This is a genomic window from Chitinivibrionales bacterium (assembly GCA_035516255.1).
GTDB lineage: Bacteria > Fibrobacterota > Chitinivibrionia > Chitinivibrionales > FEN-1185 > FEN-1185.
Map to the genome: position 1 here is coordinate 1 of DATJAL010000053.1, position 16,035 is coordinate 16,035.

The 16,035-nt window shown below is 56.0% G+C and carries 6 protein-coding genes; all 6 read right to left on the reverse strand.

The window, feature by feature from the left end; genetic code table 11:
• Positions 1-5,367, reverse strand: a 5,367-nt coding sequence (locus VLX68_16770; protein HUI93899.1) for a DUF2341 domain-containing protein, incomplete at its 3' end; no start/stop codon positions are given.
• Between the two features lie 264 nt (positions 5,368-5,631).
• Complete coding sequence (locus tag VLX68_16775) at positions 5,632-10,920, reverse strand: immunoglobulin domain-containing protein (GenBank protein ID HUI93900.1); 5,289 nt, start codon at positions 10,918-10,920, stop codon at positions 5,632-5,634.
• 421 nt (positions 10,921-11,341) lie between these two features.
• Entirely contained in the window at positions 11,342-11,995 is a 654-nt protein-coding gene (locus VLX68_16780; protein ID HUI93901.1) for an SIS domain-containing protein, read from the reverse strand.
• 272 nt (positions 11,996-12,267) lie between these two features.
• Positions 12,268-14,103, reverse strand: coding sequence for a dihydroxy-acid dehydratase (gene ilvD / locus VLX68_16785; GenBank protein ID HUI93902.1), 1,836 nt, complete (start codon positions 14,101-14,103; stop codon positions 12,268-12,270).
• Between the two features lie 169 nt (positions 14,104-14,272).
• Positions 14,273-15,205 carry a hypothetical protein gene (locus VLX68_16790; GenBank protein ID HUI93903.1) on the reverse strand — a complete coding sequence of 311 codons (933 nt, stop codon included), beginning with the start codon at positions 15,203-15,205 and terminating at the stop codon, positions 14,273-14,275.
• Positions 15,206-15,272: 67 nt separating this feature from the next.
• Complete coding sequence (locus tag VLX68_16795; protein HUI93904.1) at positions 15,273-15,680, reverse strand: hypothetical protein; 408 nt, start codon at positions 15,678-15,680, stop codon at positions 15,273-15,275.
• Positions 15,681-16,035 lie beyond the last annotated feature (355 nt).

The window sequence follows — 16,035 nt, forward strand, 5'->3', positions numbered from 1 at the left end:
GCCCGTAGGCACGGACTGCACCTTGAGGCCGACGTAAAAGGGAATGCCCGCGGATTTGTTACTGAACTCGAACCCGATGCTCACCGGAATGAATCCGGCAAGCCAGGAGGTGTCGGGCTGCCTGAGATACACGATGTTGGGGGTGTTGCTCTGGTCGTCCGGCGTGTTCGTGAACCGTAAATTATTGTTGAAAGCAAACACCGTGTCGTTGACGTGACGGGAATACGTCACCGACTGCCAGGTGAACAGCGGCACGTGTATGCTGTCCTTCGAATGCAGTTTCGGATCGGGATCGGTCCACTTGCCGCCGGGCCGCCGCAGCCACATCGAAACGTAATACGTGTGGTCGAACATCAGGTCCTCACGGAGCTTCACATATGCGCATGCCGAAATTCCGGTCACGTCGACCACCTGCTGGTTGCCGTTGTCAACCAGGGGCATGGAATCCGGCGAATACAGTATGCCCACTTGGAGGCTCTCGGCCACGATGGGATTCAGGGTCCAGCACACCTTGATCTGGTTGACCGTCGTGTCGAAGGTAAGCGAGGTAATCCTCACCGTGTTCGAATCAAGCTTGGCGAGCGCCGCGGGCGTGGAATCATTGGCGCTCGCGGCCGCGGTGATGAACGACCACAGCCCGCCTTTGTATACCTGCGCGCCGAAATAATAACGCGTCTGCTCGTTGAATTTGCTGCCCACGATGGTCGTATCGGCCACGGACGGCACCAAGGTGTCGAGATTGAGCGACGTCACGTCAATGGCAAGGGGAACGGCGCTGTCGGGACGCACCCAGATGAAGATACGCTCAACGCCCGCGCTCGCGATGTTGTTCCACGTGAGGCGGATCCGGTTCGGCGAGAGCGCCCGCGCGGTCAAATGGATCGGATTGGCGGGCCGCGGCTTGCCAACGACGAACTTGTAGGTATTCACCGGGCTTCGGGTTCTGTTGAAGCCCAGCTGGATGACCGCCACGGCGATCGTCCGCTGCTCGCTGTTGAACACGGTGTTGACAATGGGATACATGTACTGCGTCCCCGATTTCGCGAGAACGGCCGGCTTGAGCCATGTGGTGAAGTTCTTGTCGGTGAAATCCGCCACGGTGTCGCCGGTAAGGCTGTACCAGAGGCCCACCGAATCGATGCGCAGCGTGTCTATCTTGTCAACATTGTCGAGGCGGACCAGCGCCGTGTCGTCGGGCACGTAGGTGCCGGAAATCCTGATATCGTTCGTTACCCGCGCCGTGTCGCGCATCAGCACGAGAAAACCGTTGCCGGCCAGAAAGGTGCTGTACGAATGGTCCGACCACAAAATGGCGTTCGTTATCCCGTAAACGCTGTCGCTGCCGGTGAGCGCGGGGACCGGGATCGTGTCGTAATATTCGCTTCCTCGCCCGCGAAGGTCGCTCGGCAGATACCATTTGACGAACGTTCCCTGCGACTGGGTGGCTGGCAGTGAATCGACCTTGTACCACAGGCCCACCGAATCCGCGATGATCGACGGCGCCGGCGGCGTGAGCGTGCCGTAATTGGTGAGCCTGATCTGCATTTTCGTCGGCGTAAGGTACGAACCCGTGATCTGGATGGGGTCGCTGCCCAGCGGATAGGTGAACACCTGTTTCGTTATGGTGTCGGTCCCGCCGGGCCCGCTCACCAGGAGCTTAACGTTGAAATTGTTCGCAGTGTTGAAATTGTGCGTGACGCTCTTGTTCCCGCTGAAATTGGTGTCCGTGCTGCTGTCGCCGAAGGCCCAAATCCTCTTTGTAAAGTCACCGGTCGAGGAGTCGACGAACGTCACCGCGAGCGGCGCGATGCCCGCGGGAGGGAACAGCCCGAACGCGGCCTTCACCGGCGTGTACACCAGCACCTTGCCGGGATTGCTCGTGATGGGCGCTCCGCACTGGCCTGAAACAACGCAGTTCCATGTCACCCCGCTGTCGCTTTTCGCAGCGGCAAACGAGATGGAATCCAGGGTGTCGCCCGCAACGGGGGTAAAGGTGGTGCCGTCGGTGCTCTTCTGCCACTGGAAACGCACGGCCGAGCCGTTTGCCGTCATCTTATAAGTTATCGGCGCGCCCACGAGTACGCTGTCGCGGCCGATGTTCTGCGCCGTTACCTTGACGGGCACGCATACGATGAGAGTCGCAATGCTACTGTTGATGGAGCCGCATTTACTAGTGACAATGCACATGAATTTTGCGCCGTTGTCCAATGCGACCGTTGTAAGCGTGCAGGTCGGTGCCGTTGCGCCGGCGATAATGCTCCAATTCAATCCACCGTCGTTGCTTCTTTGCCATTGATAAGTAAGATTGGTGCCGGAAACACTGACTTTAAATGAAACCAGCGCCCCTGGATTGACATTTGTATCATGCGGCGGAACGGTAATCACCGGCGGCGTGCAAACCGAGAGCGTTACAACCGCAGACGAATCTTTTCCGCACGAATTTTGAATCATGCAGCGGAATTTCGCGTTATTGTCAGAACCGGCAGTTACCAGGGTATATGTATTGGTCGTACCGCCGCTTCCGGTGGTCGCGTTCGCCCACGTGGTGCCGTCGGGACTACGCTGCCATTGAAAGGTAATGGGGAGCGAGCCGGTGGCAGTGACGGTAAACATTGCCGTGTCACCCACATTTTTATCCTGATTGCCGGGCTGTGAAAACATGTGCGCGGGCGCGCACACGGCGAGAACCGCAGCCGTGGAAATTGCGGGGGTGGCGCCGCAGCCGTTCCAGACCTCGCAGCGGTATCTGTACCCGTTTTGTAAAGCCAACGTCGAGAAGGTGAGCGTGGAAAACGTGTCGGCCGCCGATGTGCTGCTCCATCCTACGCCGCTGTCTAGGCTGTATTGCCATTGATACCGGTATGTCACCCCCCCGCCAGCCGTGACGCTGAACGTGGCCGGTTGACCTTCAAGAACGCTTTGGTTCGACGGGTTCGTGGTGGTGGGCGGCGAACACACAGAGGCGGTGACGGCGTTTGTGTAAACCGACGGACTGCAGGCCCCTGTCACAAAACACCTGAATGAAATTCCGTTATCAGCCGCCTGGGCAGTAAAGGTATAATTCGTTGTTGTCCCGCTGCCGTTACCCGCCGGAACACTTCCCCAGGTCCCTCCGATGTCATTTCTTTGCCATTGGTACGTGGGGCTGGTCACTGCAGGGGGAACGGAGCATGAAAATGATGCAGTTGATCCTGCAATTCCTGTCCAGGGCGCAGGTTGGGTGGCAATGGAAGGCGGTGTACACACGACAAGCAGTGCCCCGTAAGATGTGGTTGTTCCGCAGACATTGGTCACCTTGCAATGAAACCGGGTGTTGTTATCGGTCGATTGAACGGTGAGACTGAAGGTAGCTGAATTGGTCCCAACCGGATTCCACGTAGACCCGTCCGGGCTCCTCTCCCACTGGTAGGTAAGGCCCGATCCCGACGTCGTGACGCTGAAGGAAACTGTCTGTCCCACTTCGGCGGTCGTGTCATGCGGCGGCGACGAGATCGTGGGCGCAGGGCACCCTCCAACGCTCAAAATCACTGCGTTTGAATTGATGGTGCCGCACGAATTGCTCACTTGGCAGCGGAACTGCGCCCCACTGTCGCCCGCCACTGTTGACAGGGTGTAAGTATTTGTCGTGCCGCCCGAACCGGTGGTCACATTCACCCAAGTACCGCCATGGTCATTGCTCCGCTGCCACTGGTATCCCGTTTGTCCGCTCGCGCCGATGATGAACACCGCGTTCTGCCCCGCGGCGACGCTTTGGGCCAAAGGCTGCTGGGTGATCGAAGGCGGGTTGCAGGTCACCGTGAGCGTTGCGGCGTTCGAATACGCGTCTCCCATGGAATTATGGACGTGACAGCGGAACTGGGCGCCATTGTCGGTGGGATACGCGGTTGTAAAGGAATAGGTCGCGGTGGTCGCGCCGGCCACGTCCTGCCATGCCGCGCCGACGTACCGCTGCCATTGGTACGTAAGGCCGCCGCCCGAAGCGCCGACTGTGAACGAGGCGGTCTGGCCCGCGTTGACAGTCGTGTTGGACGGATCCGAGGTAATTGACGGAGGAGAAACCGTCACGGAGGAAAAGCTGAGCCACGAAGCGCCGGACATCTGGGACTGGTAGCAAAGCCTTATCCAGTCGGCCGACCGAGCAACGTTGGCGACGCATGCCTCATCGACGCTGCCGTTCCATTCGTAAGAGTTGGGAGTCTCACGCCAACCTATGGTGCATTCACCGTTTATCGCATTAGTTGACCCCGACGTATGCGTGCCAACGGATGCTCCATCAACATAAAGTGTCTGGAGGAGAGTCGCATTCGTCCATGTTGCCACCACGTAATGCCAATTTAGGTCGGCGGGGCTGGTAACACTGCCATCACCATATTTGGTACAATAAAAATTAGTATTATTAATGCCGAGAGAAAAACGCTGATTGGGTGTTGCCACCGTGGCGCAGTTCAAAAAATATTGCTGGCCGTTGAGAGCGGTCGTTTTTACCCATCCGGACATGGTAAAATCTACCGCATTTAAATTTACTCCCGAGGGAATTCTGATGAACCGAGCCAGAAAACTACCGGCCGCCACGGTGTAGGCGTTGACAAGATTGGTGGTGAGGGTGATCGTGCCTGTACCAGCATCGATGCTCTGTATGATCTTGTATTCGGAATTGCCGCCGCCGGCTGAAACAGCCACCGCCTCGCCCACGGCGAATCTTGACGTGCTTGCTGCTGCAATCGTAACAACGGCCTGGCCCGCCGCGGCGTCGGCGGTCAGCGGGATGGAAGAAAAATTCTGGCCGCGCGCTATGATGCCGCTCGTTTCATCGCCGGAAACCATGCCGCTGCCGGTTCCGTTTCCCGCGGACGCGGCATTCAAATACCCTCCCGAGCTGGAATTTCCGGTTTCGTTGAGATGCGCGGCAACCAGGAACCCGTTGCTGAACACTGCGGCGCCGTTCGAGCTGTCGGCGGATCCGGCCTTGCCCCAATACATGGTGATGAACTGCGTGTTGTCATTGCCGTTCACATCCACCTTGACCCAAATTTCGGCAAGCTGGTTGCCCTGGTCGAAGCGCTCGATCTGGTACGGCAGATGCGTTCCGTCGGACTTGGCGAACCGGAGGTCCTGGCCGCCGGACATCGCGTCGCCGAAGGTGAAAGCGGTAATAGCATTTGTCAATCTTATAAGAACAGGAAATCCTGCTTGGGCGGTGGTGACGTTGGCGCCCGAAGCCGAGGTGTTGAGCGTTATAGTGCAGGCATGCGCCCATTGAGAATAATCTTCCGCACCATATGTTTTATGGCTCCATCCCAGCAATCCGATGCATGTAAAGGCAATGAGAAAACAACAGTTACGAGATTTTATCGTCGATCCGTTCATTGCATATCCCCCACTTATCTTATTCTTAGTAAGTGCTAAATAAATCGATTAATACAATGCTTTGTTTAAATTATATCATCAATTATTTAATACTGCAATACTTAAACGTGTAAATCTTTAACGCCAAATCCCTTGCCATTCCTCATGTTACTTGCCCACACCAATAGTCGTTGTTTAGGGCCGCATTGTTTATATAAAAAGAGGAAAAAAAAGACCGGTCAGGGATCTGCCCGAACCGGCCTTTCAAACCGTCTTGCCTTTGAGTTACCGTGGCATAAACGTCATTTTCTTTTCGAACAGGCCAAAGGGTTTTTGCTTCATGTCAAGCGCCTGCATGCGGATAAGATAGACGCCTGCGGATACTGACTGCTTGTAAAGCGACGTTCCGTCCCAGACCACCTCACGCATGCCGCCGCCCTGCTCTGAAGTAACCTTCTGCCACACCAGCCTGCCGCGCAAGTCGTAGATGGTGAACTTTACGCCGCTCACGCCTGCCTGCGGCACGCTGTACCTGATGTGCACAAGCGCGCTGGCCGGGTTGGGATAGATACCGGCAAACAGCAGTTTTGCGGTCTTGATGAGCGCCGCTGCCTTGGCCAGGAACGCATCGGTGCCCACGACCAGCCACCGGTACTGGCGCTCCCCTGCCGCGAGCGACACGCCCGCGTCACCGCCTGAAAAATTCTCCCACGCGCCGGTTGCCTCGCTGAACACCTTCGCGGACATTCCCCCGGGCAGCGGCGTTGTTTTTTCCAGATGGTACTTCACCTGCTGCGGCTGGTCCGATTCATTGACAAATGCAAGCTTGAACGTGCATCCGTTCCCCTTGAGGGCATTCAGCACCGCGATGCCGTAGAGCTTGCTGTCCGCGTCGCCGGCAACCCCGGCGCACGCCGGAGCGAACGTCGGCGGCACGGGATATAATGCCGAAGGGGTGCCAAGCGCCGGATTGTATCCGCAGTACACGGGGCACAGCTTCGCGCCGTCAGCCATGCTCGCGTTCACCGACAGGGTCCAGCCTTTTTGCGCAGCGCGTTTGGTAACGCCGGTGAAATATTTAGACGTCACGTATGGAATCGGAGGAATGTTGATCGAAGCGGCCGTCGCGCCGGTGGTCGGGTTTACCGCCATGTAACACTGGGTGAATAGCAAGGTCGAGCTTGGGCCGCCTGCTCCGGTGGCGGCGGAATAGAGCAGGGTGTGGGAATAGAGTCCGCTCGCCGGATCACGGTCCCACGAATAAAACGCCAGGTTCTTCGCTGTAGTGTCGGAGTAGTCAAGTATATCGCCGATAAGAACATTGAACTTGAACGGTAGGGCAAAATCGGTAGCTTCCCCGGCCGCAAAACTTATGGGATACGGATTCTTGAGCGACGGCGTGATGCCGCCGCCGAAATTGACCACGCAGCTTTCCTTGGTTTTTATCCAAAGCACCATGCCGGGCACGGGCGTGAAAATATTTTTTGCATTATCGGAATACTCAACCCATTTCTGCTGCTGCCAGCGGAATATGCGTACCTGCTTCGGATCGTAAGTGAATTGGTCCCCGCCGGAGGTGTATCTGAATATGGCGTTCACATCCGGGTTCGACAGCGCGGCCGTCACCCGTAGCGGGACCCATTTCAACGGGTCGGTGACCGCGGTTTCGAAATCGGCGCTGTCGATGCGCGACACCTGGCGCGACACGTTGAAGGTGTCGTAATGCATGCCGTCGTTCACGGTCACGGTCGCGCGAAGCCCGTTGTCCGGCGAAGCGTACTGGCTCGGTATATAGATGGGAATTCTGTCGCTGGTGCCCGTGAGCGTGGAAGACCGCACGGGGTTGGGATTGTATGCCTCGCCGCCCGCAGCGTAGGAATAAGTCCACGCAACATTGCCCGAGTTGTCGCTGATGATGAGCGTGTCATATACTTCACTCCAAGCGGGAATCGTGTCCGAATGCGCGGGTCGCGTAATGGATATGGGCAGAGTGTCAATGAGCGCCATGAAGGGATTGTTTATGGTCGTCCACGGCGTCATTATCCAGATATAGCCGGTGCTGTCGAATGCGGTTGTTCTGTCAACGCACCACGCCCCGTTTGTAAACCGGTAAATTTTCACCTGGCTTATAGAGTAACCGGCGGGCAGTGTCCCGCACCTGATTTTGATTATGAACGGAGGAGACTGCAATTGAGCCGGATTGTCAAAGGAAAAAGCTATCCCCACGGGAATAAACCCGGCAAGGCTTGCGGAGGATGGCTGGTACACTCTGATCGTGGCGTTTGTGGGGGTGGGAGCGGTCACTCCTTGCGTGACAAGCAAAATGTTGCCGTTGAAGACCACGTTTATATCACCAGGCACGGCGGTAAAATATTGGACGTTCTGCCAATTGTAATAGGGAATCGCGACCGCCTTCTCGGAATTGGCGGTTGGATCGGTCAATTTTCCGTCCACCCTTCGCTCCCAAAGGGCAACGTAATAATGCGTGGTGTCGGTGGTGCTGCCGCTGAACTGCAGTGCTTCCTGCAAATTGACCGTGGCGCTGCCCGAGCTGGCCTGCACCGGAACAATCTGGTGGACGCTCGTGTCATTGGTAGGATACCCGACCGTCGAATAGGAAATCCCGATCTCGAGCGGATCCGGGAGCGAGTTGTCCACGGTCCAGTGCACCACGATCTGGTTGGCGGCCGTATCGAAAACTATGCTCGTGATCTGAACCGAATTCACTGGCAGCTTTGCACCCGCGGGTTGCGTTGTGGCGTTGGCGCTCGAGCTGTCGGTTACATATGACCACTGGCTTCCCTGCAATACCTGGGCGCCGAAGAAATAATGGGTCGAATCCAGCAGCCCCGTAATCAATCGTGTGGTGTCGGTGATGGTGGTGATGGTGACCGAATCAAACGGCGGACGGGTGAAGCTGGACGTTCCGACGGGCACGGCCGTATTCGCCCGGTACCAGATGCGGATCGCCGAGACGCCGCCGACCGGGTTCCAGCTCAGGGTGACTTTGCTCGGGCTCTGCGCGATCGCGTGCAGGATAATGGGATTGGCCGGACGGTTGACGCCGGCCAGATAGGCTGCCCTGACCACGGTCGTGCTCAATCTGCCGTTTTTTCCCCTGAGCACCAGCGCGCAATACAGCTTTTTAACAACGCCGGTGTTGAAAAGCGGGTTACCGACGGTGATACTGTCGCGGCCGTTTGTGGCGTTAATGGTGGCCATTTCAGCCTGCAGGTTGAACCACTTGGTTTGAGTGGAATCGGTAAAATTCGGGGTTGATTGGCCGGTGTCGGTGCCGAACCATATCGCAAAAGCGTCAACGGACGATGCATCCACGGTTTTCAAGTTGGACGCGGTGAAAATGACGGAATCGGTGCCGTTGATGTAGGTGCCGCTCAGGCTCGCATTATTGACAGGAGGGAATGTGTCCCGCATGAGCACGGTTATGCCGTTGGCTGCATTAAACGCGCTCCACGACCACGAGTTCCCGTTGTACCAGTGCACCTCAGTCATGAAACCGCAAAACGAATCGGCGGCCGCGAGCGTGACGTTGACCGGGGCCGTGAAGGGTTGGGCCGCCGCCTGCATTGCCGTGATGGCATAGGTGCCGCAAATGGTGCTTGACTGTTCCGAAGCGGGAATGACATTGCCGGATTTATACCACAGCCGCAGGCTGTCGGCATACGGAAGGGTGGGAAAAGCGGTTGCTATGCCGGTGACATCGAAGAACGATATCTGCGCGGTTCCCGGTGAAAGGTACTTTCCCGAAATCCCGACCGGGTTGTCCTTGAAGGTCCTTATCGTGATGGTCGCGCTGTCCAATTTTTTTCCGGTCTGGTCAACCAGTATGAGCCACGCCGAAAAAGATCCTGCGGAATCATAGGTATGGGTCGGCTTGCTGTTATTGGTGGTGTCAGAATTACCGTCGCCGAAATACCACAATCCTTTCGTGAAAGGGCCAGTTGAATTATTGGTAAACGTTATAGGGGTACCCACCTTGGCGATGGTGTCGGACACCGTGAAAAGCGCCTTGACAGGCACGTTGACCGTGAGCTGGCCGGCGTTGGTGGAAGTGGCGGAACCCGCAAGATTGGTCACCACCACGGTGTAGGCGCCGCCATCGGTCTGCGCTACAGGCGCGATTGTAATTGACGGGCCGGTTTTTCCTGTCAAGTTAACGCCGTCTTTTCTCCATTGGTACGTATAAGGAGGGGTTCCCGTGCCCACGGTTGCCGTAAACGTAACCGAGGGCGCGCCCACCAGCACGGTCTGTAATGCGGGACTCACCGTTACGTTCGTCGGTTTGAGCCTGACTATCACCGATGCTTGCGTGCTGAGCAGGCTGTCGGTGGCGTTTTTCACCATCACTGTGTAAAAGCCTCCATCAGAGGCCGCAACCGGGGTCTTGGTGTAGGTTGCTGCATTGGCGCCCGGTATATTGACACCGCCGAGTTTCCATTGGTAAGTAGTGGCATTTGTCGCGGTGACGCTGAGCGACAATGTCCCACCCTCATTTACCGTATCCGGCGTCGCGGGCTGATTGGTGATCACCGGCGCATTGGAGCTCTGCACCTGGACTGTCCCTGTTGCTGACCCAGCGCTGTATGCGGTCACGCCGCCGTTTAGCGTCACCGACTGGCCTGTAGCACCGTTCGCCTTATTGTCCACATGGTTCCAGGCACGGAAGATAAAAGTCGCGGGACCCGTATAGGTGGCGTTGGGAACAAACCGCACCATTGCCGAAGAATCGAGGAGCGTTGCGCTTAGGTCGCTCACCGTGCCGACCGGCGTCCAGTTGGTTCCCGGGTTCGTAAGGGAGTACTGCCATGCGCCGTTTGTGTTGTCCGCGCCGGTCACGGCGATGCCGCGTCCGGCAAAGCCGAGCACTTCCACATTGTCAATCAAAAGCGAATCGGTATATCCCGCCGGCTGCTGGACAACCCACGTTAGCGCTTTAACCAAGGCCTTGCTCAAGGCCGTGGGCGTGGGTGGGTTCCCCAGTTGGAAAAGATTGGCCCAGGTGATGCTGACCTGTTTCCAAGCGGAAGGTGACGAGGGCAATGTATCGCCCCAGGAATATTGCGATTGCGGAATGTCGGTCGTTTCCACTTTGAGAGTATGCTTGCTGCCTTTGTACCAGTACCTGAAACCTGTCGCCTGTGTCAAATCGCAGGGGGGTGTTGCCGCGAGGGCAACCGAAAGCAAAACGTAAGGCGTGTATCCCAGCGGTGGCACGCCGTTGTCGGCGAGAGTGAAGGTTATTCTTGCACATTGCGAATTGCCGTAGCCCCCCGGAGACGGGCCGGTAAACGGCAACTGTGGAAAAACAGTCCCGACGCCGGCAGACCACGTGGTCCACGTTCCGCCCCACTTCGAGGTAGTACCGGTGTGTTCGAAATCATCGACCATGGTGCCGTTTGTAACGATAGGGTTGAGAAAGGAAGAAACGGTGGATCCTGGAGGATTTGCATCACCCTTGGCAACAGGCGGGGCCAGCGTGGGGTTCACCCCGGAAAGAATGGGAGCGCCCGCCTGCGTTGTTCCATGCCATAACAGCAAAACAGCCGCAAGCATTAAGCCATTTATAAAAATCTTTCCGCGCGTCGCTTTTCTCATAGGACAGTCCTCGCTTAAAAAAAACATGAGCGCTAACTAAAATTTATTTTTTTTCATTGATAAAGGATAACAACCGCACCACCTTAATCGTATAAACCGTCGTCAGCATTATCAATATTATATAGTACAGTCGCAATTAATATTATTCAAGTTCTCTTTTTCTCAAGAAAAACAGGGAAAATATTCGGTGGAGTAACCATAGTGGACAGCATCGGGAAAGTAAAACCAGCACGTTAGCAACTCCGGTGAAATTAAAACAGGCCGCCCCTCTCACGTCTGTCTTAATGACAATAATATAACTATAAAAAAATACAATATTTAAGAAAAAAATGCAGGAAAATAAAAACAGGCGGGTTGGATCGGCCGCAGAAGGATAACTTTACCCAAAAATCTCGCCTTCCACCATGCCGCACAGGCAATGGTACACCGGCTGGTGGAGTTGCTGGACTTTATAGGTCACCTCTTCCGGCACGCGGATCAATACGTCGCAGCCGAGGTCTTTCACCCTGCCGCCGCTTTTTCCCGTAAGGCAGATGATCTTAAGCCCGAAAATTTTCGCAACGCATATGGCGCGTATGACGTTCTTTGAATTTCCCGACGTTGTCAGGGCGATCAGGACATCGCCTTCCCTGCCGTAACCGAGCACCTGCTGGCCGAAAATCATTTCGGAGTCTTCGTCGTTGGCGATGGCGGTGACGAGCGGTGAATGCGCCGAAAGCGATATTGCGGGAAGCTGGCGCTGAAGGTGGCTAAGCAGAAATTGCTTGTCGTTCAGGGTGATCGCGCTCGCCTTTATTTTTTCGGAATCCTGTTTTGCCAGGGGTCGTTTGAGCGAGAACTTGTTCATCAGTTCGCCCACGATATGGTCCGCGTCGGCCGCGCTGCCGCCGTTCCCGCAGATAAGCACCTTGCCGTTCTTTTTAAAACAGGCCACGAGGATTTCGAACGCCCTTATAATATCTTCCTGGAAAGACTCAAGCACCGGGTATGCGGTGAGGCATTCGTCAAGGTATTGTTTGGCGGACGATTTCATAAATATTCCTTCTTCGTGTAAGATATTAAATTGGGCGTTCCCCTCCACCTCGCAAACGCTCGGTGTCGGGTCGGCCCTCACTCCGGTCTCGGCTGACGCCTTGGGCTGTCACGGCCCGATGCCGCGAAACGCGGCGGCAAACCTTATCAACTAACCATATTCCAACGGCGCCAATCGCACATGATTTATCAAATAACTGTCCAAGACAAAATTTGTTCTCTCTTTTTTCTTTACCGTCATCCGTTAACAGTCAACGGTCAACTTTATTTTTCCTATTCTTTCGGCACTATTCTAATCGCTCCAACGTCCGCCGACTGAGCAAACAGCGCGTATTCCCTGAGCGCATCGGAGATCACCCGTTTGCGCCTGGGTTTGAAGGCGTTCTTGCCTTTTTTCAATTCGGCTTTCCTGCGCTTTGCCAGCTCGGCTGCGGTAAGTTTGACATTGATTGTCCGTTTTGGTATGTCAACCTCGATGCTGTCGCCGTTCTTGACCAATGCTATGTCTCCTCCAGCGCCAGCCTCCGGAGAAACGTGACCTATCGACAATCCGGAAGAACCGCCCGAGAACCGCCCGTCGGTGAGCAGCGCGCATTTCGCGCCCAGATGCATGGACCGCAGATACGACGTAGGATACAGCATTTCCTGCATGCCGGGGCCTCCCTTTGGCCCTTCATAAATGATGACCACGATGTCGCCTTCTTTTATTTTTCCGGCAAGAATGCCGTCGGCAGCCTGTTCCTGCGAATGGAACACCTTTGCCGGGCCGCTGAACCGCAACATGGATTCTGCCACGCCCGCGGTCTTGACGACGCACCCTTTTTTCGCAATGTTGCCGGACAAAACCGCGAGCCCGCCATCCGTGCTGTAAGGGGTCGCAGCGCTGCGTATGCAGCCTTTTTGTCTGTCTTTGTCAAGCTCCGGGTACATCGCCGCCTGCGTGCCGAGCTGAAGGTTGCGGGCGGCGCCGCCCGGCGCGCTCTTGCAATTCTCAACCGCCTCGCCCGTCACCATCGGGCCCATGATGTCGTTTTTCCGGATGACGTCGCCGAGGGTGCCGCCCGCGACATGGACTGCCGATGTGTCAAGGAGCCCGGCCCGGTCGAGTTCGGCCATGATGCCCATGATGCCGCCGGCGCGGTTGACATCCTCCACATGGAAATGCGAGCTCGGCGCCACCTTGCACAGCACCGGGACCTTTTTCGACAGCGCATTGATGTCCTTCATGGTAAACGGCACCCCGGCCGCGTGCGCGACGGCGAGCAGATGCAGAACCGTGTTGGTGGATCCGCCCATGGCGATGTCAAGGCTCATGGCGTTGAAAAACGCCTTTCGCGTCGCGATTGAACGCGGCAGCACCGATTCGTCGCCGTTTTCGTAATATGCTTTTGTAATTTCCACAATGCGGCGAGCGGCGTTTTCAAACAGACGGATCCTGTTTTTATGCGTGGCCAGAACGGTGCCGTTGCCGGGCAGCGCAAAGCCGAGCGCCTCGTTGAGGCAGTTCATCGAGTTGGCGGTGAAAAGGCCCGAGCACGATCCGCACGACGGGCATGCCGCGAATTCGATGCCGGCGATGTCCTCGTCGGGCACGGCACTGTCCGCCGACATGACCATGGCGTCGATGAGGTCGTACTTTCTCCCCTTCCAGACGCCGGCCTCCATGGGGCCGCCGGAAACGAACACCGACGGCACGTTGAGACGCAGGGACGCCATCATCATGCCGGGCGTGATCTTGTCGCAGTTGGAAACGCATATCATGGCATCGGCCATATGCGCGTTCATCATGTATTCAACGCTGTCGGCGATGAGCTCGCGCGACGGCAGCGAATACAGCATGCCGTTGTGCCCCATGGCAATGCCGTCGTCGATGGCGATGGTGTTGAACTCCGCGGCGAAATATCCCTGTGCCTCGATGAGCTTTTTGAGGTGCTGGCCGATTTCGTGAAGGTGCACGTGGCCGGGCACGAACTGGGTGAACGAATTGACAATGGCGATTATCGGCTTGCTGAACTGGTTTTCCTTCATGCCGTTCGCGCGCCACAGTGCCCTGGCGCCCGCCATTCTCCTGCCTTCGGTCGAGACCGCGCTGCGTAATTGTATCTGCATGGATGCTCCTCCACTTTGTTACTTGATATGAACTAATAGAAAATCGTTGATAAAAGGCGGGTTTTCAAGAAATTTATTGAAGGACGGCATTCTCGAATTCATCCGGCAATTTATGGCCGTGTGATTTCTGGCCGCTGACTCCTGATCGCCGACCGCTGAAATCCGACTTTCATTTTTTCTGAAGGCTGTCGAGAAGCTGCTGATATTCCTTGGCTTTAGGGGTTTCGGTAAAGGCGATTTGATTTGCAGAAAAAACCTTTTCTATCTGGTAGAATTTCGTGAACGTCCCGGCAGGATGCGCCGTGGGCATACCGGTAGAATCGGCAAAGCACCAGTCGCGCGGCATGAACACCGGCGAGGAACCGGGCACGAACTGGTCGGCGGTGAAATCGAGAACATATTCCACGCTGTCGATCACGATGATGTCGAAGCTGTGGAACGCGCTGACAAACACCCCCTGGCCGCGGTAGCAGGGAATTCCTTTTTGCGTGAAATACTTTGCCACCAGGCTCGAAAACGGCACGCACGCGCCCTCGTCATGCGGATCTATCTTTGCGGTGTAGGAGGCATAGATGTCGCGGGCCAGCCCCGCATATTTTGAACAGAACGCGGCTCGAGACACCGATACGGCCGATGGAAATATTTTTGCGGTCCGCTGCCCGCTGGTGAGGATCCTTGCGCAGGCGGTATCGGAAAGCACTTTTGAAAACCCGGTGAAATAACCGTTCTTAACCGGACAGCTTGGCGGCCCTTCAACATAGGTCGTGTCATTCTTATTGACATGCGGGATAAGCGGCACCACGCGGCATTCCACCCTGTTGCCCTTGACAATCCGCTTTTTCTCCCGGTTGTCCTCCACCCAGAGCAGGGTGAAGCGCTTCCGCGTGGCAACGCGGGTAAAATTGGCTTTCTTAAAACCAATGCCGTAGTCCGCGTAAACATTAAAGGAGGCGGCACCTGGATATTCCGGCCACGAAATCGTTACCGCGTCCTCGGTGAAGGTCGCTGAAACAGGAAAGTTGCAGACGAGGCTGTCGCCGGCAAAGCAATAAACACAAGCGGAAAAAACAAGCAGCAGGAATCTGGCAGCCGAAGAAAGCATTGGTCAAAAATAATTGAAAATCATCCGACAGGCATTGGAAACCGGCGGCGGTTTGCGCAGCGCTTCACTAGTCGCGGAAATCGTGTTCGTTCGCCGGGCCGCTCTGATCCGTTCCCTCGTTTTCTTCCTCAGCGGATTCGATGGATTCCGCGACCGGAACGTTGCTTTCACTGGGCGCCGCGGGCTTCTGCTCGGAATACGCCGGCGCCGGCAGCCGGTCCCGGATCTCCTTGAGCAGCCGGATGATGATGTCGTTCTGCTTGACAATACGGTCATTCATTCCCATGGGCTGCTTGAACCGGTCGTTTCTCCGCCGCGGATGCTGCCCGCCGCCGTTGAATCCGGTGGCCGGGCTGTAATTAAACGCCGTGCTCGGGCTGTAGTTCGGCATCTTTTCCGGGTATTTCGGCTGGCCCATACCGCGGTTGTTGCCGGGATTGAGAACGTTTCCTCGCTGTGAATCATCGTTATTCATCCGCACAGACTCCTTTCCTTTTGCCGGGAAGACGCACTTGACTAATCACATGAACGTGAAAGCATTCTTGACATTGATGATGAGTTTATGCTGCCTGTTTCAGGCACACATAGGCCGCCGCGCGCGGCTGATATGATGGACGGGTTTGGCTGTCTATTGGATATTATACCACGGTGGGGGGATCGGTGCCAGGGAAAAATAAAAGAGCAGAATGAACGCGTAGGCTCAAATTAAATGTAACCGAATACCTATCGGATACATACTGTTTTTAATTCGTAGGCTCATAATTAAGGTAACCCAAGCAGAAAGGGGTTATCTCCTATGGGCCACAAAGAAAAACATGCTTATCGACAGG